At 68.9% G+C, this 19151-nt stretch carries 19 protein-coding genes; 11 read left to right on the top strand and 8 right to left on the bottom strand.

Features of this window, described 5'->3' with window-relative positions:
- Window positions 1-47: 47 nt before the first annotated feature.
- The 7 genes from lgt (at window position 48) to pth (ending at window position 7036) form a co-directional block, all read left to right on the top strand.
- Window positions 48-920 carry a prolipoprotein diacylglyceryl transferase gene (gene lgt, locus AC07NS_RS08325; RefSeq protein WP_494602679.1) on the top strand — a complete coding sequence of 291 codons (873 nt, stop codon included), beginning with the start codon at window positions 48-50 and terminating at the stop codon, window positions 918-920.
- On the top strand, window positions 920-2095 hold the full coding sequence (locus AC07NS_RS08320) for a class I SAM-dependent methyltransferase (RefSeq protein ID WP_494602841.1): 1176 nt from the start codon (window positions 920-922) through the stop codon (window positions 2093-2095). Before lgt ends, AC07NS_RS08320 begins: the two co-directional genes overlap by 1 nt.
- Window positions 2092-2877 (top strand): peptidoglycan editing factor PgeF, encoded by a 786-nt coding sequence (gene pgeF, locus AC07NS_RS08315; RefSeq protein WP_494602678.1) that lies wholly within the window; start codon window positions 2092-2094, stop codon window positions 2875-2877. Before AC07NS_RS08320 ends, pgeF begins: the two co-directional genes overlap by 4 nt.
- A 291-nt stretch (window positions 2878-3168) precedes the next feature.
- Window positions 3169-4107: a ribose-phosphate pyrophosphokinase gene (locus AC07NS_RS08310; RefSeq protein WP_494602677.1), complete on the top strand. Its 939-nt coding sequence runs from the start codon at window positions 3169-3171 to the stop codon at window positions 4105-4107.
- Window positions 4108-4436: 329 nt separating this feature from the next.
- Entirely contained in the window at window positions 4437-5573 is a 1137-nt protein-coding gene (locus tag AC07NS_RS08305) for a hypothetical protein (protein WP_494602676.1), read from the top strand.
- 161 nt (window positions 5574-5734) lie between these two features.
- Window positions 5735-6334, top strand: coding sequence for a 50S ribosomal protein L25/general stress protein Ctc (locus tag AC07NS_RS08300; protein WP_494602675.1), 600 nt, complete (start codon window positions 5735-5737; stop codon window positions 6332-6334).
- Window positions 6335-6424: 90 nt separating this feature from the next.
- Window positions 6425-7036, top strand: coding sequence for an aminoacyl-tRNA hydrolase (gene pth, locus AC07NS_RS08295; protein ID WP_487292050.1), 612 nt, complete (start codon window positions 6425-6427; stop codon window positions 7034-7036).
- Between the two features lie 238 nt (window positions 7037-7274).
- On the opposite strand, the gene AC07NS_RS08290 is transcribed toward pth, so the two are convergent.
- On the bottom strand, window positions 7275-10181 hold the full coding sequence (locus tag AC07NS_RS08290) for a TonB-dependent receptor (RefSeq protein WP_494602674.1): 2907 nt from the start codon (window positions 10179-10181) through the stop codon (window positions 7275-7277).
- 318 nt (window positions 10182-10499) lie between these two features.
- On the opposite strand from AC07NS_RS08290, the gene AC07NS_RS08285 reads away from it, so the two are divergent.
- Entirely contained in the window at window positions 10500-11237 is a 738-nt protein-coding gene (locus AC07NS_RS08285; protein ID WP_494602673.1) for a tetratricopeptide repeat protein, read from the top strand.
- A 163-nt stretch (window positions 11238-11400) separates the two neighbouring features.
- On the opposite strand, the gene AC07NS_RS08280 is transcribed toward AC07NS_RS08285, so the two are convergent.
- From AC07NS_RS08280 to rpsU, 3 genes are all read right to left on the bottom strand, one after another.
- Window positions 11401-12198 (bottom strand): DUF72 domain-containing protein, encoded by a 798-nt coding sequence (locus tag AC07NS_RS08280; protein WP_494602672.1) that lies wholly within the window; start codon window positions 12196-12198, stop codon window positions 11401-11403.
- Window positions 12195-12392, bottom strand: coding sequence for a hypothetical protein (locus tag AC07NS_RS08275; protein WP_494602671.1), 198 nt, complete (start codon window positions 12390-12392; stop codon window positions 12195-12197). Before AC07NS_RS08275 ends, AC07NS_RS08280 begins: the two co-directional genes overlap by 4 nt.
- A 174-nt stretch (window positions 12393-12566) precedes the next feature.
- Window positions 12567-12800: a 30S ribosomal protein S21 gene (gene rpsU / locus AC07NS_RS08270; RefSeq protein WP_081612876.1), complete on the bottom strand. Its 234-nt coding sequence runs from the start codon at window positions 12798-12800 to the stop codon at window positions 12567-12569.
- Window positions 12801-12982: 182 nt separating this feature from the next.
- On the opposite strand from rpsU, the gene AC07NS_RS08265 reads away from it, so the two are divergent.
- Entirely contained in the window at window positions 12983-13642 is a 660-nt protein-coding gene (locus tag AC07NS_RS08265; RefSeq protein WP_494602670.1) for a COQ9 family protein, read from the top strand.
- A 165-nt stretch (window positions 13643-13807) separates the two neighbouring features.
- Here the strand turns inward: AC07NS_RS08265 and AC07NS_RS08260 are convergent, their stop codons facing one another.
- Genes AC07NS_RS08260 through purE form a run of 3 tightly spaced genes read right to left on the bottom strand, consistent with a single transcriptional unit; the run spans window position 13808 to window position 16104 of the window.
- Window positions 13808-14512 (bottom strand): aspartate/glutamate racemase family protein, encoded by a 705-nt coding sequence (locus tag AC07NS_RS08260; RefSeq protein WP_494602669.1) that lies wholly within the window; start codon window positions 14510-14512, stop codon window positions 13808-13810.
- Between the two features lies 1 nt (window position 14513).
- Window positions 14514-15608 carry a 5-(carboxyamino)imidazole ribonucleotide synthase gene (locus AC07NS_RS08255; RefSeq protein WP_494602668.1) on the bottom strand — a complete coding sequence of 365 codons (1095 nt, stop codon included), beginning with the start codon at window positions 15606-15608 and terminating at the stop codon, window positions 14514-14516.
- 4 nt (window positions 15609-15612) lie between these two features.
- Window positions 15613-16104 (bottom strand): 5-(carboxyamino)imidazole ribonucleotide mutase, encoded by a 492-nt coding sequence (gene purE / locus AC07NS_RS08250; RefSeq protein WP_110119417.1) that lies wholly within the window; start codon window positions 16102-16104, stop codon window positions 15613-15615.
- A gap of 261 nt (window positions 16105-16365) precedes the next feature.
- Here purE and AC07NS_RS08245 point away from each other — a divergent pair, with 261 nt between their 5' ends.
- Together AC07NS_RS08245 and AC07NS_RS08240 are read left to right on the top strand one after the other, a co-directional pair.
- Window positions 16366-17088, top strand: coding sequence for a GGDEF domain-containing protein (locus AC07NS_RS08245; protein ID WP_494602667.1), 723 nt, complete (start codon window positions 16366-16368; stop codon window positions 17086-17088).
- 154 nt (window positions 17089-17242) lie between these two features.
- Window positions 17243-17698, top strand: coding sequence for a chemotaxis protein CheW (locus AC07NS_RS08240; protein ID WP_199228406.1), 456 nt, complete (start codon window positions 17243-17245; stop codon window positions 17696-17698).
- A gap of 152 nt (window positions 17699-17850) precedes the next feature.
- Here AC07NS_RS08240 and AC07NS_RS08235 read toward each other — a convergent pair whose 3' ends face one another.
- Complete coding sequence (locus AC07NS_RS08235; protein WP_492855831.1) at window positions 17851-19149, bottom strand: lytic murein transglycosylase; 1299 nt, start codon at window positions 19147-19149, stop codon at window positions 17851-17853.
- Between the last annotated feature and the right edge of the window lie 2 nt (window positions 19150-19151).

Below are 19151 nucleotides of genomic sequence, written 5' to 3'. Positions count from 1 at the left end.
CCGCGCTCTATCCCTGCGACCAACTGTCCCGATCGGAGCCGCGCGGCGTGATCTTTCCGGAATTCGACCCCGTCCTGATCCACCTCGGCCCGCTGGCGATCCGCTGGTACGCCCTGGCCTATGTGGCCGGCATCCTGCTGGGCTGGCAGTACGCCGTACGCCTGGTGAAAACCTCGCGCCTGTGGGGCGGCCGCACGCCCACCGCCACGCCCGAACAGATCGACGACCTGGTGCTGTGGATCACGCTCGGCATCATCCTCGGCGGACGCCTGGGCTATGTCTTGTTCTACAGCCCGTCGCTGTTCTGGACCAAGCCGCTGGAGATCCTGCAGGTCTGGAACGGCGGCATGAGCTTCCATGGCGGGTTCCTGGGCGTCTGCGCGGCGGTGATCCTGTTCGCCCGCCGCAACAAGATCGACCTGCTGAAGCTGGGCGACCTGGTGGCGCCGGTCGCGCCGCTGGGCCTGCTGTTCGGCCGCCTGGCCAACTTCGTGAACGGCGAGCTGTGGGGCCGGGTCACCGACGTTCCGTGGGGCGTGGTGTTTTGCAACGCCCGCATCCGCGCCCTCGAAGGCGGCGCCTGCGTGGCCGGCGACCTGCCGCGCCACCCCAGCCAGCTCTACGAGGCGGCGCTGGAAGGGGTGCTTCTGTTCGTGATCCTGCGCCTGGCCACCCACCGCTTCGCCTTCCTGCAACGCCGCGGCGGGCTCGTGGGCCTGTTCATGCTCTGCTACGGCCTGTTCCGCGCCAGCCTCGAGAACGTGCGTCAGCCCGACGCCTTCATGCCCAACTTCCCGTTGGGCCTGACCATGGGCATGCTGCTGTCGACCCCGATGCTGCTGATCGGCGCCTGGCTGGTCTGGCGGGCCCTGAAGGAGCCCGTCGCTCCCGTCATTTCCGAGGAGCCGGCCGCGTCTTGATCCCCGAACGACCCGCGCTGCTCGACCGCCTGAAGGCCCAGATCGCCCAGGACGGGCCGATCAGTGTTCCCGAATACTTCACCCGCTGCCTGCACGACCCCCGCGACGGCTACTACGCCAACCGCCCGGCCCTGGGGGCTGGCGGCGACTTCATCACCGCCCCCGGCGTCAGCCAGATGTTCGGCGAGCTGGTCGGGCTATGGCTGATGGAGACCTGGGACCGCCTGGGCCGCCCCGCCCCGTTCCGACTGGTCGAGATGGGCCCCGGCGACGGGACGCTGATGAGCGACATCCTGCGCGCCGCGCACCTGCTGCCCGTCTTCCTGGAAGCCGCCGACCTGTGGCTGGTCGAGGTCTCGCCGGTGCTGCGCGCGGCTCAGGAGGCGAAGCTGGCCGGCGCCTCGGTGCGCTGGGCCGGACGGCTGGAGGAGGTTCCCGCCGACGCGCCGCTGCTGCTGGTCGCCAATGAGCTTCTGGACTGCCTGCCGGCGAGACAGTTCGTGAAGACCGCCGAGGGCTGGGCCGAGCGGGTCGTGGGCCTGGGCGAGGACGGGGAACTGGCGTTCGGGTTGCGCAAACTAAATCCTCCTCCCCTGGGGGAGGTGGCCCGAAGGGCCGGAGGGGGGGCGTTTTCAGCCGCCGCCGAGCCTAGGGTTATTCCCCCTCCGTCGACTTCGTCGACACCTCCCCCAGAGGGGGAGGATCTTGCCGTCGGAGCCATCCTCGAATCCTCGCCCGCCCAGGCCGCCCTGGGCGCCGAGATCGGCCACCGCCTGACCCGCGACGGCGGCGCGGCGCTGCTGATCGACTACGGCCGCGCGACGAGCGAGCCCGGCGACACCCTGCAGGCCCTGCGCGCCCACAAGAAGGAAGGCCCGCTGGACAATCCCGGCCAGGCCGACCTGACCGTCTGGGCCGATTTCCCCTCGGTGCTGGACGCCGCTCGTGAAGCCGGAGCGAACGCGCCGCCGGTGATCACCCAGGGCGCGTTCCTGCGCGCTCTCGGCATCGAAGCCCGCGCCCAGGCGCTGGCCGCCGCGCGGCCCGATCGCGCCGACACCATCGCAAGACAGCTTGATCGCCTGACCGGAGCGGCGCAGATGGGCGATCTCTTCAAGGTCGCGTGCCTGAGCGCGCCGGGGCTCATCCCCCCGCTCTTCGAGGACGAGGCATGACGCAAGCCCAGATCCCCACCGTCCAGTCGTCGCTGCTGGCCAGCGTGCCCGGCCTGCGCCACGCCTTCTTTACCCGCAACGGCGGCGTCTCGCAGGGTCTCTATGACAGCCTCAACGTCGGCCGCGGCAGCCAGGACGAACCGGCCGACGTGATCGAGAACCGCGCCCGCGCCGCCGGCTGGTTCGGCGTCGACCGCGAAGACCTCAACACCTGCTTCCAGATCCACTCGACCATCGCCATCGTCGCCGACGGCTCGTGGGGCGACGCCCGACCGCAGGGCGACGCCGTGGTCAGCAAGACGCCGGGCGTGGTCTGCGGGGCCCTGCACGCCGACTGCGCCCCGGTGCTGATCGTCGATCCCGAGGCCCGGGTCGTGGCCGCCGCCCACGCCGGCTGGCGCGGGGCGCTGGACGGGGTGGTGCAGGCCGCCGTCGATTCCATGGTCGAGCTGGGCGCCCGTCCCGAGCGCATGGTCGCCGCCGTCGGCCCCTGCATCGGCCCGGATTCGTATGAAGTGGGCCTGGAGTTCCTGCACCGTTTCGAGGCCGACTGCCCCGGCTCCAAGCGGTTCTTCAAGCCGGGCAAGGCCGACGACAAGCGGATGTTCGACCTGCCGTCCTTCGTGCTCGACCGCATCGAGACCGCCGGCATCGAACAGCGCGAATGGATCGGCCGCGACACCTGCGCCGAAGGCGATCACTTCTTCTCCAACCGCCGCGCGGTGCTGAACGGCCAGAAGGATTACGGCCGGCTGCTGTCGGCGATCATGCTGGAGGGGTGACCCCTCTCCCCTTGCGGGAGAGGGTGGCCCGCGCAGCGGGTCGGGTGAGGGGTCGAAAGCCCTGTCCGCCACGAAAATGGATCGACCGGACGCGGCGTCCGAATTCCGAGAGACCCCTCATCCGTCGCCCTTCGGACGACACCTTCTCCCGCAAGGGGAGAAGGACGGGGCTGTGCGGCCTGAACGACACGAAATGGTCATGAAGCACAACCTGCGACCTTAAGCGGGTTGCCCCGGGGCGGATCGCTGCTAGAAGGCCCGGCAACGGCGACCCCCCACCGAGAATCCAAAATGAAGCTGCTGTCCGGCAACTCCAACCGTCCGCTGGCCCAGGCCATCGCGGAGTATCTCGACATGCCGCTGACCCGCGCCCAGGTGCGCCGGTTCGCCGACCTCGAGGTGTTCGTCACGATCGACGAGAACGTCCGCGGCGAGGACGTCTTCGTGATCCAGTCGACCAGCTACCCGGCCAACGACAACCTGATGGAACTGCTGATCTGCATCGACGCCCTGAAGCGGGCTTCGGGCAAGCGGATCACCGCGGTGCTGCCCTACTTCGGCTACGCCCGCCAGGACCGCAAGACCGGCGGCCGCACCCCGATCTCGGCCAAGCTGGTCGCCAACCTGATCACCCGCTCGGGCGCCGACCGCGTGCTGACGATGGATCTGCACGCCGGCCAGATCCAGGGCTTCTTCGACATCCCGACCGACAACCTGCTGCCCTCGCGCCTGCTGGCCGACGACATCATCAAGAACTACCCGCTGGGCGACGACCTGATGGTCGTCTCGCCGGACGTCGGCGGCGTGGTGCGCGCCCGCGCCCTGGCCAAGCGCCTGGACGACGCCGACCTGGCCATCGTCGACAAGCGCCGCTCGGGTCCGGGCCAGTCGGAAGTGATGAACATCATCGGCGACGTCCAAGGCCGCCGCTGCATCCTGTTCGACGACATCGCCGACTCGGCCGGCACCCTGTGCAACGCCGCCCAGGCCCTGATCAACCACGGCGCCGTCTCGGTCAGCGCCTATGTCACCCACGGCGTGCTGTCGGGCGCGGCCGCCGATCGCGTGGCCAATTCGGTCCTGACCGAACTGGTGGTCACCGACTCCATCGAGGCCTCGGACACCGCCAAGGCCTGCCCGAAGATCCGCTACGTCTCGTGCGCCCCGCTGATCGGCGAGGCCATCCGCCGGATCGCCAACGAAGAGTCGGTGTCGAAGCTGTTCGACTGATCGGCTTTCCGGTTCTCTCAAGCCGTAAAACCCCCGCGAAAGCGGGGGCCCAGGCTTTTCTGAAACCCACGGCGCTCGACGATAGAACGCCTGGGTCCCCGCTTTCGCGGGGATCTTACGGGGGTGAAACGGTCCGGGCCGTTAACCCCCAACCTCCTCCGCCACATCGGCGCCACATTTTCCGTCGGGAAAATATCCAACGGAATCCGCGCTCTCGCGGAAATCGCGACACAGCCCCGCTTGTCAAAGTCTGGTTAACGGACTGACTGTCACAATGTCGCCCGCCGGCGATGTTATGCCGGCTCCATCTACACGGGGATGTCGTCAGCATGCTTTCCAACCTGCGTCCGCGCGCCGCTCTGACGGCGGTCGCAATCGCCGCGGCCACCGTTCTGGCCAGCTGCAGCACGCCGCCGCCTCCCCCGCCGCCGCCCGTCGTCCAGGCTCCGCCGGCCCCGCCGCCGATCACCCTGTCCAGCAAGGTAGTCGAGCGCGCCAGCGCCTTCCGCGGCTACATGCAGCGCGCCGGCTCCATCACGCCCGACTTCCAGAACGGCGACCAGATCCAGGCCTCGCTGAAGATCGGCGTCGGCTACGAGCAGAAGCACTTCCTCAGCGGCGCCATGTCGTACGGCGCGGTGCTGGCCCTGCAGGACCCGACCTTCGTGGCTTCGGTGCGCACCTTCGCCGCCGATCCGGCCCAGCGCCAGCAGGTGATCAACCAGCTGATCGCCGACCCGGCCTACGCCGTCGGCTTCAAGGGCAGCGACACCGCCGCCGCCCGCATCATAGACACCCTCGGCGCCGACGGCCTCAAGGTCTACGAGGCCGGCAAGAAGGTGAAGCAGGCCGCCTACGACGTGCAGCGCGCGACCTGGTCGAAGGCCGCCGTGACCGACCGCGACGGCCGCCTGGCCTACGCCAAGACCGCCTCGGCCACCCCGGCCCTGGCCGACACCGCCGACGTGGCCCAGCTGCAGCAGGCCTCGATGGTGACGGTCAACGCCCCGCCCGCGCCGCCGCCCGCCGCCGCCCCGGCCGCCAGCCCAGCCTCCAGCATCGACGCCGCCCTGGCCTCGACCGCGCCGGCCGGCCCGCGCTCGGCTCCGCCGCCGTATCGCCCGCTGGTCATCCGCAGCCTGGCGGTCGCCGCCCTGGCGGCCCTCGGCGCCGCCGGCGACGAGAACCTGTCGACCATCGAGGCCATCATGGCCGAGCCCAGCGCCGGTTCGTGCCTGAACATGGCCAAGCTGAACCTCTATCAGTGCCTGGCCGTGTCCAAGCCGCACTACGAGGACATCTTCTGCCTGGGCCAGCACATCATGATCGACACCGGCGCCTGCGTGATCAAGGCCTCGGGCGCGCCGATGCCGGTCGAGCCGCTGCCGCCCCCGCCGCCGGAAAAGCCGACCGCCAAGAAGAAGCCCGCCGCCAAGCCCGCGGCCGCCAAGAAGAAGAAGGCCTGATCCTTCAGACCTTTCCAGCCGAACAAGCGGGCCGCCGGATTGCACCGGCGGCCCGCTTCGTGTATTGGGCGCCCTCCTGAAAACGTCGACCGAGCGGGGCAATACGGTCCTGTGCGGCGATTTCGCATTTCGAGGGCATTGGCCCTCAAGAGAGAACTGACATGGCCGAGATCATCCTGAACGTTGAAATCCGTGAGCGCGCCGGCACCGGCGGCGCCCGCGAAACCCGCCGCGCCGGCCTGGTCCCGGGCGTCCTGTACGGCGGCGACAAGGATCCCGTGAACGTCGCGGTGAAGGTCAACGAATTCCGCAAGGCCCTCTTCACCGGCAAGCTGCTCGGCCACCTGGTCACGCTGCAGCACGGCGAAGACAAGCAATCGGTCATCGCCAAGGCCGTGCAATTCCACCCGGTCACCGACGAGCCGGTCCACTTCGACCTGTACCGCGTCAGCGAGCACCAGCTGATCAAGATCGAAGTGCCGGTGCACTTCAAGAACCACGAAACCTCGGTCGGCCTGAAGAAGGGCGGCTCGCTGGAAGTCATCCGTCACACCGTCGAGCTGGCCTGCCCGGCCGACCAGATCCCCGAAGAGCTGGTCATCGACCTGGCCTCGCACGACATCGGCGACACCATCCGCATCTCGGAAGTGAAGCTGCCGGAAGGCGTGAAGCCGGCCGTGGACCGCGACTTCGTGATCGCGACCCTGAAGGCCTCGGCCTCGGCCCAGTCGGGCGCCGGCGACACCACCGTCGAAGGCTGATCCCGGCTCGGTTTCGCGACCGAACTGATCTAGGAAGCGGGCGGACCTTCGGGTCCGCCCGTTTTCGTATGAATACGTGAGCACCGCGCGATGCTGATCCTCGCCGGCCTCGGCAATCCCGAGCCCAAGTACGAGAAGAACCGCCACAACGTCGGCTTCATGGCCGTCGACGCCCTGGCCCGGAAGTGGGGCACGGCGCCCTGGCGCGCGCGCTTCCAGGGGCTGGCCTGCGAGGGCCAGGTCGACACCCCGAACGGGCCGGTCAAGCTGCTGCTGCTCAAGCCTAAGACCTATTACAACGAGAGCGGCCGCGCCGTGGGCGAGGCCATGAAGTTCTTCAAGCTGAAGCCGGCCGACGTCATCGCCTTCCACGACGAGATCGACATGGCCCCGGGCCGCTTCCGGATGAAGGCCGGCGGCGGGGCGGCCGGCAACAACGGCATCCGCTCGATCACCAGCCAGATCGGCGACGCCTTCCGCCGCGGCCGCATCGGCGTGGGCCATCCCGGCGACAAGGACATGGTCATGCACTACGTGCTGGGCGACTTCCACAAGGTCGAGCACCAGTGGCTGGACCCGCTGCTGGACGCCCTCTGCGACGCCCTGCCCTTCGCCGCCGCCGGCGACGACGAACGCTACCAGGCCGAGGTGCTGCGCCTGGCCCCCTCGCCCAAGGCCGACCCGAAGAAGCCGCGCCCATAAAACCCTCTCTCATGGAGAGAGGGAGGGGCCCGCGCCGCAAGGCGTGGGAGGGTGAGTGGGTAGGCGAAGCCCCTGGACCGTCTTGGCGCTGTTGTGGACGACGTGCCGGCACGCCGGCTGAAGGTGTAACCACTCACCCTCCCATCGCTACGCGATGGGCCCCTCCCTCTCTCTAAGAGAGAGGGTTTCTACGTATGCCAAGTTCGGGGGCGAGCGGCTTGGCCCGCCCCCTCGCGGCCTAGAACCGGTACTGCAGCCCCAGATTAAACTGCCGCCCCGTGTGGGTGTAGACGAAGGTGCTGTCGCGATCGGAGTCGATGTACTGCCGATTGAAGCGGTCGAAGATGTTCAGCCCTTCCAGCGACAGCTTGAACTTGTCGTTGATCTGGTAGGACGCGGCCATGTCGAAGGTCAGGTTGGCGTCATAGCCCTCGACGTCCTGGTAGGGGTTGTTGGCCGGCAGGGCGACGATCGACTTGTCGCGGTACGAGGCCGACAGGCGGGCGCTGAACTTGTCGTCCTCGTAGTAGATCGTGGCGTTGTAGGCGTTCTTCGACAGCCCGACGAGGTCGTTGGTGGTGACGCTGCCGTCGGCCAGGAAGTAGTCGATGGTCGAGTCGACATAGGTGTAGTTCACCAGCGCGCCGGTGTGGCGCAACAGGCCCGGCAGGAAGGTGAAGGCCTGCTGGTAGTTGATCTCGAAGCCCTTCAGCGGACCGCCGGGCGTGTTCACCGGACGGGTGACCGTGAACAGGGTGTTGTCCGGATCCAGCTGCGAGGTGCCCAGCAGGCTGAGCGGCAGGCCCGTCTGGCGGAAGCTCATCTGCTGCGACTGGTTCTGCACGTAGGTGGCGATGTCCTTGTAGAACAGGCCCACGCTCAGCACCGACCCTTGCGAGAAATACCACTCGCCGCCCAGGTCGAAGGTCGTCGCGCGGATCGGATCGAGGTCCGGGTTGCCCGAGGTGATCGACGGCGTGCCGGTCAGGTTCAAGCTGCCGCCGGGCGACAGGAAGGTCAGGTCGGGCCGCGACACGACCTTGGCGGCCGAGAAGCGCAGCACCAGGTCGTCACGCAGGTCGAAGGCCACGTTCAGGGCCGGCAGCACGTCGAGATAATCGTTCTCGGCGGTCACCCGGGTCGAGCCGATCTGGTAGCCCCGCGCCCACAGCTCGGTCTTGGCGATGCGGAAGCCGATGTCGCCGCGCACCGGCAGGCCGTTGATCTCGGTCTTCAGGTCGGCCTGCAGATAGCCGGAGCTGACCTTCTCCTCCACGCGCCGGATGCCGCCGGTGTTGGGGATCAGGGCGTACATGCCGGTCTTGCTGTAGAGGTTCTGGTCGGCGACGAACTTGTCGTAGTCGATGGTCGCCCAGCTGCTGGGGAACACGCCGCTCTTGATGCCGTGGCCGCCGAAGCCCTCGACCACCTTGGTCACGGCCTGCAACTGGGCCGTGGTCAGGTTGGGCACCAGGAAGTTGTTCGACCGCTGGAAGGCCGAGGTGTCGAACGAGAACTCGTGGAAGTGGCCGCCGAACTTGATGGTCAGGTCGTCATCGACCCGCCAGGCGAGGTTGGCCTCGGCGGTCTTGTAGATGTTGGTGGTGAAGATCTGCGACATCCGCACCTCGGCGTTGCCGGCGCCGAAGGTGTAGAGGCTGGCGTCGGCGACGTTGAAGCCGTGGGTGATGGTCGGCTGGTCGCGATCCTCGCGGAAGTCGACGGTCATGCTCGTGTTCGGACGCTGGAACATGATCGTCGTGGTGATCGGCTGGTCGTAGTCCGACTTCGAATAGCCGATCAGGCCCGACAGGGTGACGCTGTCGGTCAGCTCGTGCTTGCCGGTGAAGGTGTACTGCTGGAAGACGTTCTGGAACTCGTCGTGCTGGGTGTCGGAGCGCACGTCGACGCCGTCGAAGCGGCCGTAGGCCACGTCATAGACCGTCTTGCCGTAGTTGATCCCGGCGGTGCTGCTGGTCCCGGCGTTGCGCAGGATCAGCTCGCGGATGGCCGTCTGCGGCTTGCCGTTCTGGCTGATGGCGCGGGCGAAGGAGAAGCCTTCCAGCCAGTTCTCCTCGCGCACCACGTCATACTTCGAATAGAGGGCGTTGAAGCCGAACGAGGTGCGGTCGTTGGGCTTCCATTGCAGGGCCAGGGTCGCGCCGGTGCGCTCCTGGTCGTGGTGGAAACGGCCGTAGCGCGGCAGGCGCGGAAAGAAGACGGTGCTCTGGTTGCCCAGGTCGTAGAGGGTGTCGTTGGCCGCCGGACGCGCCACCCCGGTGGCGCAGTTCAGGGCGTCGGCGCCGGTGGCCGTGTCGGTGGCCGGGTTCTGCGGCGTGCGGCCCACGGGCGTGCAGAAGCCGCCATCGATCGTCGCCGGGTTCCAGCCGCCCGAGCCCCACTGGTCCTCGAGGAACTTGCGCTTGCTGAAGGCCAGAGAGGCCTGGGCGCCGAACTCGCCCCAGGCGGTGTCCCAGCGATCGCCGGCCACGGCGGTGAACTTCTTGTCCATCTTCTCGGACAGGTCGTTGTAGCCGAGCGAACCACCCAGCACGAGGGTGCGGCCCTTCTGGTCCAGCGGCTTGGCGATATCGAGATCGACCGTGGCCCCCAGCGAGCCCTCGATCACCTCGGCCTGGGCCGACTTGCGCACCGTGATGCCGCTGAACAGCTCCGAGGCGAAGGTGTTGAAGTCGAAGCCGCGACCCAGGTTCGCGCCGCGATCGCTGGTGGTGGCGCCGCTGGTCGACTGGGCTTCCATGCCGTTGATGCGCACGCGGGTGAAGCTGGGCGGCAGGCCGCGCACGGTGATCGTGCGGCCCTCGCCGGCCACGCGGGTGATCGACACGCCGGGCACCCGCTGGATCGACTCGGCGAGGTTGGCGTCGGGGAAGTCGGCGATGTCCTCGGCCTTGATGGCGTCGACCACGCCCGAGGACTGGCGCTTGACGCTCAGGGCGCTGCGCAGGCTTTCGCGGAAGCCGGTGACGACGATGGCGTCGACGGTGTTTTCGGTGGTCTCGCCGGCGGGCGGAGGCGTCGCCGGCGCGGTCTGAGCGCTGGCGGCTCCCGCGCCCATGGCCGCGACGGTCAGGACCGCGATCGAGACGCCCGCACGCAGGGCTCGCAAGGATGACGACGACATAGGTCCCTCCTGACGGCGGCGCCGCTCGGCGGCCCGCTCATTTTCCGTTTCCAACCCGAAGCGCCGGTTTTCCCGGTCTGCTTGTTTCCTTGGCGAAATCGTCCCGTATTTTGGGATCCACTCTCGCAATATAAATACAATACTCGTACAATATCGAAGCACAAGGCCCGGACGCAGGCGCCCGCACAGATCGCCCTGCACGTGTCCGGTCATCGATGGGCTGGGAGGCCTTGAGTGATTGACGGCCAGGCTTGCGCGCCACACATAGCCTTACCCCTTGGGCCTTGATCCAAGGGGAGACGCCTGGAGACCCGTTCGATGATCCCGCTTTTCGGCCTGTCGCTGATCTTCTCGATCGCGCTGTGCGTGCACGTGGTGCGCTCGGGCCAGGCCATGTACTGGCTGTTCATCATCCTGATGTTCCAGCCGCTGGGCGGGATCGTCTATCTGCTGGCCATCGTCGCGCCGGAGTTCATGGGCGGCAGCAAGGCCCAGCAGATGAAGGCCGCCGCTCGCCAGGCGCTGGACCCGCAGCGCGAATATCGCGAGGCCAGCCGCGACGCCGAGGACGCGCCGACCGTGACCAATCTTTCGCGCCTGGCCGCGGCCGCCACGAGCCTTGGCAAGCACGAGGAAGCCGAGCGGATCTACGCCCAGGCCCTGCAGGGCCACTATGCCGACGATCCGGCCCTGATGCTGGCCCGCGCCAACAGCCTGATCGAGCTGGGCCGCGCCGCCGAGGCCCTGCCGCTGCTGGAGGCCCTGGGCGAACAGGGCGTCAAGAGCCGCACCCCGCAGACCGCCCTGGCGCTCGGCCGCGCCCAGGCGGCGCTGGGCCGCACCGAGGAGGCCGACGTCTCCCTGCGCTGGGCCGCCGCCCACCTGCCGGGCTTCGAGGGCATGGCCCGCTACGCCGTGTTCCTGGGCGAGACCGGCCGCAAGGCCGAGGCCCGCGAAGCCCTGGCCGAACTCGACAAGCGCCTTTCCAAGACCCATCCGAGGTTCCGCAAGGAGGCCAAGGGCTGGCGCGAGATGGCGGCGGCGGCCTCTGCCTGATCCCTCTCCCCTTGCGGGAGAGGGTGGCCTCCGAAGGAGGTCGGGTGAGGGGTCGCACGAACAGAAACGCCGCGACGGCCGATCAGCCGTCGCGGCGTTTTGCGCCTGAGAGACCCCTCATCCGTCAGCTTCGCTGACACCTTCTCCCGCAAGGGGAGAAGGATCAGCGGACCTTCTCAATCAGCGCCTTGGCCCCGTTGGGCGCGTTGACCTTGCCCTCGTGGATGATGAAGGCGAAGACGTCGCGGCTCTTGGCGGCGGGCGCCGACGCCTTGTCGATGCGCGGCAGGTCGCCGGGGCGCTCGCCACGCGCCCAGGTCTTCAGCCGATCCGCCCAGGCGTCGAGCTCGGGCTCGGGATAGGCCGTGGCCACCTCGTCCGATCCCGTCTGCAGGCGGGCATAGACGAAGTCGGCCGTCTCGTCGGCGAACTCCGGATAGTCGAAATGCTTGGCGTAGACGCCGGCCACGCCGTGCTCACGCAGCAGCGCCGGGAAGGCCGGGGTCATGAAGGTGTCGTTGCGCACCTCCACGGCGTGGCGCAGGCGCACCCCGTCCTTCTCCTTGGGCAGCAGGGCGAGGAACGCGCCGAAGTCGGCCTCGTCGAACTTCTTGGTCGGCATGAACTGCCAGAGGATCGGCCCCAGCTTGTCGCCAAGCTCGGTCAGGCCCTGGTCGAGGAATTTTCCGACCGACTCGCCCCCCTCGGCCAGCACCTTGCGGTTGGTGGTGAAACGCGAGGCCTTCACGGCGAACACGAAGTCGTCGGGCGTCTCGTCGCGCCACTTGCGCCAGCTGTCGGGCTTGAAGCTGGAATAGTAGGTGCCGTTGATCTCGATCGCCGTCAGCTGGCGGCTGGCATAGGCCAGCTCGTCCTTCTGCTTCAGGTCGGACGGATAGAAGTGGCCGCGCCAGGGCTCGAAGGTCCAGCCGCCGATGCCGATACGAATGTCGCCGCTCATGGGGTCTCAGCCTTTCGCTTCCTGTAGGCGTCGATTTCGGACTGATCGTGGGAGCAGCGGCCCTGGTCGTGGATGTATGCGCCGCTGCCGTCCAGGCAGGCGTCGACATCGAGCCAGCGGTCGACCTTCGGCCAAGCGACGGCGCTGGCCACGCCGATCGCGCAAATTCCTCCCAGCAGCCAGGCTCGCCGCACGCGCGTTCCCCTCTTGTTCCGAACGCGAAACCTAGGCGAGGTCCAAGCGCCCGTCGAGAGGACTTTCCATGCAGCGGACAAAACAAAACCCGCGCCGGTCGCCCGGCGCGGGTTTCGTCTGTTTTCGGGTGCGTGGAACGCGGAGGCGCGAAGATCCGCGCCTCGACGGCGCTCTTAACGCGAAGCCTTCTTCGGCATCGGCAGCAGGCCTTCGCGCTGAGCGCGCTTGCGGGCCAGCTTGCGAGCGCGACGGACAGCTTCGGCCTTTTGACGGGCGCGCTTTTCCGAGGGCTTTTCATAATGCACGTGACGCTTCATCTCGCGGAACGAGCCTTCGCGTTGCATCTTCTTCTTCAGGGCCTTGAGGGCCTGATCGACGTTGTTGTCGCGGACGAAAATCTGGACCAGGGGTGACTCTCCATTCGACGGCCCGACCAATTTCCCAAGTCCCTCTTGAGGGGCCGGGCGGGCGAATAAAAACCTTACGCCCTGGAAGGGGTGCTTCCGGGCGACGAGGGGCGGCAGATAGCAGAGGCGAGGGCGCGTGTCCATGCGCGACGAGCGCTAAACACCGGTGTAGACTCGGATTCATGAGCGACGCCGCGACCAAAGCCACGCAGGACTGGGCCGACAAGGCCGAACAGAAGGTGCTGGACGAGGCCTTGCGCCTGTCTCTGCGCCTTGGCTGGAACGCGGCGCTGGCACGCGCGGCCGCCGCGGCGGCCGGCTTGTCGCCCGGCGAGACCGATCTCCTGCTGCCCCAGGGCCCGCGCGATCTGGCCGCCCTGCTGGCCCGCCGGCACGACGCCCAGGCCATGGCGACGCTCGGAAAACTCGACCCTGCGGCGCTGAAGATTCGGCAGAAGATTCGCGAGGGCGTCATCGCCCGCATCGACGCGGCCGCCCACGACAGCGAGGCCGTCCGCCGCTGGGCCGCCTTCCTGGCCTTCCCGACCAACCTACCGCTGGCGCTCACCCTGTTGTGGGAAAGCGCCGACCAGCTGTGGCGCTGGGCCGGCGACGTGGCCACCGACGAGAACCACTATTCCAAGCGCGCCATCCTGTCGGGGATCCTGGTCTCGACCCTGGCGGTCGACCTGGCCTCGGGCCGCGACTCGGCGCTCAAGCACCTGGACGCCCGCATCGACGGCGTGATGGCCTTCGAGAAGTGGAAGGCGGGCGTGAAGGTCCCGAACCTGGCGGCCGAGTTCCTGACGGCGCTGGCGAAGATGCGGTACGCGCGAAGCTGACCCCCTCCCCTTGCGGGAGAGGGTGGCCCGCGAAGCGGGTCGGGTGAGGGGTCGATAGCCCTGTCCGCCGCGACAGCGGAACGACCGGGTGTGGCGTCAAAATTCTGAGAGACCCCTCATCCGTCGGCCTTCGGCCGCCACCTTCTCCCGCAAGGGGAGAAGGATCTAGCCGCCCAGCGCCCGCTCCACCGCCGCCAGGGCGTGCAGGGTCGTGGTGTCGAACACCGGGACCGGGCTGTCGCCCTCCCCGACCAGCAGCATGATCTCGGTGCAGCCCAGGATGATCCCCTCGGCGCCGGCTTCGACCAGCCGGGCGATCACGTCGCGATAGGCCTGGCGGGACTCCTCGCGCACCACGCCGGCCACCAGCTCCTCGTAGATCACCCGATGCACCAGGGCGCGGTCCTGCGCCTCGGGGACCAGCACCTCCAGCCCGAAGCGCTCCTCGAGCCGCCCCCTATAGAAGGCGTGCTCCATGGTGAAGGCCGTGCCCAGCAGGCCGACCTTGCGCAGACCCGCCGCCTGGATGGCCGCGCCGGTCGGGTCGGCGATGTGCAGCAGCGGCAGGTCGACGGCGGCCTGAAGCTCGCCAGCCAGGCGATGCATGGTGTTGGTGCACAGCACGAGGAAGTCGGCCCCGCCCCGCTCCAGCGCCTTGCCGGCCTCGACCAGGCGCTCGGCCAGCTCGCTCCAGCGGCCGGCGTGCTGCAGGGCCTCGATTTCCGAGAAATCGAACGACCACAGCAGGCATTGGGCGGACGCCGTCGGCCCGCGCCGCGCCCGCACCGCCTCGTTGATCAGTCGATAGTAATGCGCCGAGCTTTCCCAGCTCATGCCGCCGATCAGGCCGATGGTGACCTGACCGCCCATCTCAGCCCTCCAGAGGCCGCAGGCGGTTCACATGGCCCATCTTGCGGCCGGGGCGGGCCTCGCCCTTGCCGTAGAGGTGGATGCGGGTCTCGGGCTCGGCGGCCAGCTTCTTCCAGGCGTCGACCTCGGGACCGAGCAGGTTGGTCATCTCCACCCGGGCCAGGGGCGCGGTGGGGCCCAGGGGCCAGCCGGCGACGGCGCGGATGTGCTGCTCGAACTGGTCGACCTCGCAGCCGTCCTGGGTCCAGTGGCCGGTGTTGTGCACCCGGGGGGCGAACTCGTTGACCAGCAGCTTGCCGCTGGACAGTTCGAACAGCTCCACCCCGATCACGCCCACATAGTCGAGCGCGGTGAGGATCTTGGCGGCGATGGCCTCGGCCTGGTCGCGCTCGGCCGGGGTGACCTTGGCCGGGGCGATCGTGCGGCGCAGGACGCCGCCCTCGTGGTGGTTGTCCGACAGCGGGTAGCAGACGATCTCGCCGTTGCGCCCGCGCGCGGCGATCACCGACAGTTCGCGGCCGAAGTCGGCCGGAGCCTCGAGGATGGCCGGCTGGCGGCCGATCTTCTCGAAGGCGGCGACGGCGTCGCCCGGACGCTGGATCCAGGCCTGGCCCTTGCCGTCATAGCCCTCGCGGCGGGTCTTCAGGAGGCTGGGCGCGCCGATCTTGGCCACGGCGGCCAGCAGGCTTTCCTCGTCGTCGACGGCGGCGAAGGCCACGGTCGGCACGCCGATCTCGGCCAGGAAAGTCTTTTCGACCACGCGATCCTGGGCGGCGGCCAGGGCGGCGGCGCCCGGGGCGACTTCGCAGCCCAGGGCCGTCAGCTCGGCGACCGTCTCGGCCGGCACGTTCTCGAACTCGTAGGTCACGACCTGGCAGGCCTCGGCCAGACGCTTGAGCGCCCAGCGGTCGTCATAGGCGCCGACGATCTGGCGGGCGGCGACGCGGCCGGCCGGGCTGTTCTCCTCGGGATCGACGATCACGACGTCGAAGCCGAGCCGCGAGGCGGCCTGGGCCAGCATCCGGCCCAGTTGCCCGCCGCCGAGGATTCCGAGGGTGGAGCCGGGGGGCAGGGGAAGAGCCGGAGAGGCGGTCATGGTCTTAGTCCTCGACGCTTTCGGCGACGCTGTCGGTCTGGGCCGCGCGCTGGGCGTCCAGGCGGGCGGCGAGCGCCGGATCGGCCAGCGACAGGATCTGGGCCGCCAGCAGGCCGGCGTTCTTGGCGCCCGCCTCGCCGATGGCCAGGGTCGCCACGGGGATGCCTCCCGGCATCTGCACAATAGAGAGCAGGGAATCGAGGCCGCTGAGAGCCTTGGACTGCACCGGCACGCCCAGCACCGGCAGCGGCGTCATCGACGCGACCATGCCCGGCAGGTGCGCCGCGCCGCCGGCCCCGGCGATGATCACCTGGTAGCCGGCCGCCTTGGCGCCGGTGGCGAATTCGACGAGGCGCTGGGGCGTGCGGTGGGCCGAAACGACCTTGGCCTCGTAGGCGACGCCCAGTTCGTCGAGGGCGTCGGCCGCCTTCTTCATCGTCGGCCAGTCGGAGCGGCTGCCCATGACGATGGCGACAGGCGGCGCGGACGTGGTCATCGGCGTCTTCCTAGAACGACGAAGGCGCCAGGGCGGCCCCTTGAATCGCGCGCCTTATAGCGGGTCGCATCCCCAGGCCAAAGCCCGTTCTCGGACGTTTTTCATGTCGCTTCCGCAGGTTGCGCGGGCTTTGGCGCACCCGGATCGCCCCGCCCCTCGCCTGCGGCGTATTGGCGCCGGCCCTGGCCCGCCATTGTCATGGTTAACGAGAAAACGCAGATTTCCATTCAGCTTGACCGAAAGTGATTCGCTGCACCTCCGATGAAGATCTCAGGCGCCCGCACCGAAACCTTCTCCGCGATCCGCCGCCGGGCGCTCGCCGACGCCGCCGGCGTGTCTTCGGCGCCGCGCGGCAGCGTGGCCGTCGACAAGGCCGGCTTTCTCGGTCTGGAGCCCGCGGACCTGACGCCCCAGGTGCAGGCCGCCCTGCAGACCCTGATGACCGAGATCGACGATCTTCGCTCGGAAGTCTCGCGCCTGAAGTATCGCCTGACCGAGGCCGAGACCCTGGCCGACATGGACGTGCTGGCCCCGGTGCTGAACCGCCGCGCCTTCCTGCGCGAGGTTCGCCGCGTCTCGTCCTTCGCCCAGCGCTACGGCTCGCCGGCCAGCCTGGTGTTCTTCGACCTCGACAACTTCAAGGCCGTCAACGACCGCTTCGGCCACGCCGCCGGCGACTCGGCGCTGAAGGCCGTGGCCGAGCGCCTGCTGGCCAATGTGCGCGAAAGCGACATCGTCGGTCGCATGGGCGGCGACGAGTTCGCCGTGCTGCTGGTCCAGGCCGACAAGGCCACCGCCGAGATGAAGGGCGAAAGCCTGGCCGGCGCGATCCGCAACACGCCCGTCCAGTTCGGCGAATGGAGCGCCCCGCTGCACGTCTCGTTCGGCGTGCGCGAGATCGAGGTCAACGCCGAGCCGGAGACGGCTCTCGCCGAAGCCGACGCGGCCATGTTCCTCAAGAAGCGCCTGCGCGCGGCGAGCTGACGCCCGTTCCTTGAGCACAGGAGGGGCGCGACAATCCGCCTCGCCCCGAAAACCACCGGAAAACTTCAGCATTAACCGTTGTTAAACGGCGCCCGGGCTCTTGTGGCAGGCGAGCGGAGACGTCCGCGCAAGCCTTCCAATTCCCGGGGATTTCCTGATGACCGACCAAGCCGAACCGGCCCTGGAGCTGATCTCCTTCTGCATCGGCGAGCAGGAGTTCTGCATCGACGTCAAGACCGTCCGCGAGATCCGCGGCTGGACCCCGGCGACCCCGATCCCGCATGCGCCGGGCTTCCTGAAGGGCGTCATCAACCTGCGCGGCGCGATCATGCCGGTCATCGACCTGCGCAACCGCCTGGGCCTGGGCGTCACGGTTCCGGAAACCCGCCACGTCATCGTCGTCGTCGAGTGCCACGACCGCCTGGCCGGCATCCTGGTCGACGCCGTGTCGGAAACCTTCACCATCACCCGCGACCACCTGCAGCCGGCCCCGGACATGGGCGCCGACGAACTGCGCTTCGTGCAGGCCATCCTGTCGGTCGACACCCGCCTGATCACCTACCTGCGCATGGACGACGTGTTCCCGCCGCAGGTCAGCCAGGCTGCGTAATCTAAAACCCTCTCCCTGAAGGGGGAGGTGTCGGCGAAGCCGACGGAGGGGGATGTGACATCCCACGCCGTCGGCTTTTGCATTTTCAGCGGGGACTTCCCCCTCCGGCCCTCCGGGCCACCTCCCCCTTCAGGGGGAGGGTCTTTCGCGTCTCACGAAATCGCCGCCTGGGCCTTGAGCTTCACCACCATGTCCGAGGACAGGTAGCCGTCGGCCGGCAGCTGACGGCTCTGCTGCCAGGCGCGCAGGGCCTTGCGGGTGCCCGCGCCGATCACACCGTCGGCCGGACCGGGATCGAAGCCCAGGCGCGCCAGGGCGATCTGGGCGGCCATGCGGTCGGCCAGCGACAGCGGCTGCTCCACCGGCCAGGGCGCGACCAGCGGCCCGCCGCCGCCGAAGCGGTCGGCCAGCAGGCCGATGCCCAGGGCGTAGGAGGTGGAGTTGTTGTACTTGCGGATCGCGAAGTGGTTGGGCAGGGCCAGGAAGGCCGGACCGGCCGCGCCGGCGGGCAGGATCAGCCCGGCGGGCGATGCGGCGTCGGCGGCCGTCCAGGGCAGGCCGTCGGCCCTTTTGACGCCCTTGGCTTCCCACCACGACGGAACCTCGCGCGGACCCTCGGCCAGGCTATAGTCGAAGCCGGCCGGCAGGATCACCTCCTTGGCCCAGCCCACACCCGGCTTCCAGCCGCCCTTGGCCAGCAGGTTGGCGGCCGAGGCCAGGCTGTCGGCGTCGCTGCCCCAGATGTCGCGGCGGCCGTCGCCGTCGAAGTCGACGGCGGTGGAGAGGTAGCTGGACGGCAGGAACTGGGTCTGGCCCATCGCCCCCGCCCAGGAGCCCTTCAGCTGGTCGCGGCGGTCCTCGCCCGAGGCGATGATCTTCAGCACCGCGATCAACTCGCCCTCGGCCCAGGCGCGGCGGCGGCCGTCGGCGGCGAGGCTGGCCATCGAGCGGACGACGTCGAAGTCGCCCTGGATCTTGCCGAAGGCCGATTCCATCGCCCAGACGGCCAGCAGGATGTCGCGCGGCACGCCGTAGCGGCTCTCGACGGTCGGCAGGAACGGAAGGGCGTCGCGCTTGGCGCGGCCCACGGCCACGCGATCGTCGCTGATCACGCCCTTGATGTAGTCGCCGACCGGCTTGGAGAACTCCGGCTGGCGGCCGTCCAGCGAGATGACGCGCGGATTGGGCGTCAGGCCGTCCAGCTCGCGATCGACCACCGCCTGGGGCACGCCGGCGGCGACCGCGCGCGGCTTGAAGTCGGCCAGCCAGGCGTTGAAGGCGGCGACCTGGCCGCCGGTCTCGACCGCCGTGACGGCGCTCGGCTGGGTCGGGGCGGCGGGCGTGGAAACCTTCGGCGGCGGGGCGACCGGGGTCGACGGCGCCAGCGGCGCGTTGACGGTCGTGTCGGCGCAGCCGGCCAGCAGCAGAACGAGGAATACGCGTTTATCCATGC

Source organism: Caulobacter sp. GW821-FHT10A10 (assembly GCF_059415745.1).
The sequence above is the reverse complement of the archived record's forward strand: the minus strand, read 5'-3'. Positions and strand labels throughout refer to the sequence as shown.

What these genes read in the sequence shown, in the direction of transcription:
- pgeF (WP_494602678.1), top strand. Translation starts at nt 2,092, where the DNA reads ATGACGCAAGCCCAGATCCCCACCGTCCAGTCGTCGCTGCTGGCCAGC.
- AC07NS_RS08310 (WP_494602677.1), top strand. Translation starts at nt 3,169, where the DNA reads ATGAAGCTGCTGTCCGGCAACTCCAACCGTCCGCTGGCCCAGGCCATC.
- AC07NS_RS08305 (WP_494602676.1), top strand. Translation starts at nt 4,437, where the DNA reads ATGCTTTCCAACCTGCGTCCGCGCGCCGCTCTGACGGCGGTCGCAATC.
- AC07NS_RS08300 (WP_494602675.1), top strand. Translation starts at nt 5,735, where the DNA reads ATGGCCGAGATCATCCTGAACGTTGAAATCCGTGAGCGCGCCGGCACC.
- pth (WP_487292050.1), top strand. Translation starts at nt 6,425, where the DNA reads ATGCTGATCCTCGCCGGCCTCGGCAATCCCGAGCCCAAGTACGAGAAG.
- AC07NS_RS08290 (WP_494602674.1), bottom strand. Translation starts at nt 10,181, where the DNA reads ATGTCGTCGTCATCCTTGCGAGCCCTGCGTGCGGGCGTCTCGATCGCG.
- AC07NS_RS08285 (WP_494602673.1), top strand. Translation starts at nt 10,500, where the DNA reads ATGATCCCGCTTTTCGGCCTGTCGCTGATCTTCTCGATCGCGCTGTGC.
- AC07NS_RS08280 (WP_494602672.1), bottom strand. Translation starts at nt 12,198, where the DNA reads ATGAGCGGCGACATTCGTATCGGCATCGGCGGCTGGACCTTCGAGCCC.
- AC07NS_RS08265 (WP_494602670.1), top strand. Translation starts at nt 12,983, where the DNA reads ATGAGCGACGCCGCGACCAAAGCCACGCAGGACTGGGCCGACAAGGCC.
- AC07NS_RS08260 (WP_494602669.1), bottom strand. Translation starts at nt 14,512, where the DNA reads ATGGGCGGTCAGGTCACCATCGGCCTGATCGGCGGCATGAGCTGGGAA.
- AC07NS_RS08255 (WP_494602668.1), bottom strand. Translation starts at nt 15,608, where the DNA reads ATGACCGCCTCTCCGGCTCTTCCCCTGCCCCCCGGCTCCACCCTCGGA.
- purE (WP_110119417.1), bottom strand. Translation starts at nt 16,104, where the DNA reads ATGACCACGTCCGCGCCGCCTGTCGCCATCGTCATGGGCAGCCGCTCC.
- AC07NS_RS08245 (WP_494602667.1), top strand. Translation starts at nt 16,366, where the DNA reads ATGAAGATCTCAGGCGCCCGCACCGAAACCTTCTCCGCGATCCGCCGC.
- AC07NS_RS08235 (WP_492855831.1), bottom strand. Translation starts at nt 19,149, where the DNA reads ATGGATAAACGCGTATTCCTCGTTCTGCTGCTGGCCGGCTGCGCCGAC.